We start from the raw sequence: 1,366 nt of genomic DNA on the forward strand, positions 1-1,366 counted from the left end.
GATAAACATTTGGAGGAATGGAAAGTGACTCAATTTAATTTTACTTTAGATATGGATATTTTAAAAGACTCTGTTATGAATTCAAACATTGACGCTGTCGTCAAATCAACTATCGTTCTAGTCCTAAATGAATATATGGAAAAAGAACGGGACGAGTACTTACAAGCGGCTTCCTATGAACGTTCGAATGACCGGGTCGATTACCGAAACGGCTATTATGAACGGGAATACACCATGAGTCTTGGGAAAATCAAACTAAAGGTCCCGCGCACGAGACAAGGAGATTTTGCGCCTTCCGTGTTTGAAAAGTATGCCCGCTGCGATCAAGCTCTCGTCCTTTCTATGTTAGAAATGGTCGTAAATGGCGTGTCGACAAGAAAAGTAACTAATGTCGTGGAGCAGTTATGTGGCAAGAGCGTATCCAAATCCTTTGTCTCTTCTTTAACATCCAAGCTGGATCCAATTGTCAACGAATGGGCGAGCCGGCCATTGAACACGAAATATTATCCTTATTTATTCGTGGATGCCATGTACATCAAAGTACGGGAGCACCATCGTGTAGTTTCCAAGGCAGTCTATATTGCCCTCGCAATTGACGAGGACGGTCGCCGGGAAATCCTTGGCTTGAAAGTCGATCACAATGAAAGCTTCAAGAGTTGGTCGGCCTTTTTCCAATCCCTCATTTCGAGAGGTCTCCAGTCACCCAAATTGATCGTCTCCGATGCCCACGAAGGGCTGAAGAAGGCGATTCAACAAGACTTCGTCGGCACGTCTTGGCAACGATGCAATGTACACTTCAAGCGTAATATTGTCGAAGCCTTGCCTAAGAAAGGCAGCGAGGATGCCATCAGTCTGCTAAAAAGTATGTTTGCAGCCGAAAAGATGGATGCCTTGCGAAGTCTAAAAGATATATTCTTTAAAACGTACGAAGAGAATCCTAAGTACCAAAAGGCGTTAGCTATACTGGACGAAGGGTTCGAAGATTCCATCCAGTATATGAACTTTCCGATTGCCCATCGAAAGTCCATTCGGAGTACGAATAGCGTAGAACGACTAAATGAAGAAATACGTAGGCGAGAACGTGTGATTCGGATTTTCCCGAACACCCAATCTGCATTCCGGCTCATAAGTGCCGTATTGATCAGTTATGTAGACGCTAATAAATACTGGAATAGAAAATTGTTTTCAGTTGAAAAGTCGTAAGACTTGATGCGTCGTCAAGCAACTTGACATGGAGCCTCTACGGGCATGAGTCCCAAGCCAGGAAATCCAGCACATACAGCTGGCTTTTCCCGCCAAGGCTATCATGCCCGCCTCTCCAAATAAAGTGGCGAGTAGTAGAATCGTGGGCGATTCCAGTATTGCC

1 protein-coding gene is annotated in these 1,366 nt (G+C 44.5%); it reads left to right on the top strand.

What is annotated here, in order from left to right:
• The first annotated feature begins 24 nt into the window (after nucleotides 1-24).
• On the top strand, nucleotides 25-1,203 hold the full coding sequence (locus NCCP2222_RS20660) for an IS256 family transposase (RefSeq protein ID WP_248514274.1): 1,179 nt from the start codon (nucleotides 25-27) through the stop codon (nucleotides 1,201-1,203).
• Nucleotides 1,204-1,366 lie beyond the last annotated feature (163 nt).

Origin of the sequence: Sporosarcina sp. NCCP-2222 (genome assembly GCF_023168145.1) — a bacterium.
Lineage (GTDB): Bacteria > Bacillota > Bacilli > Bacillales_A > Planococcaceae > Sporosarcina.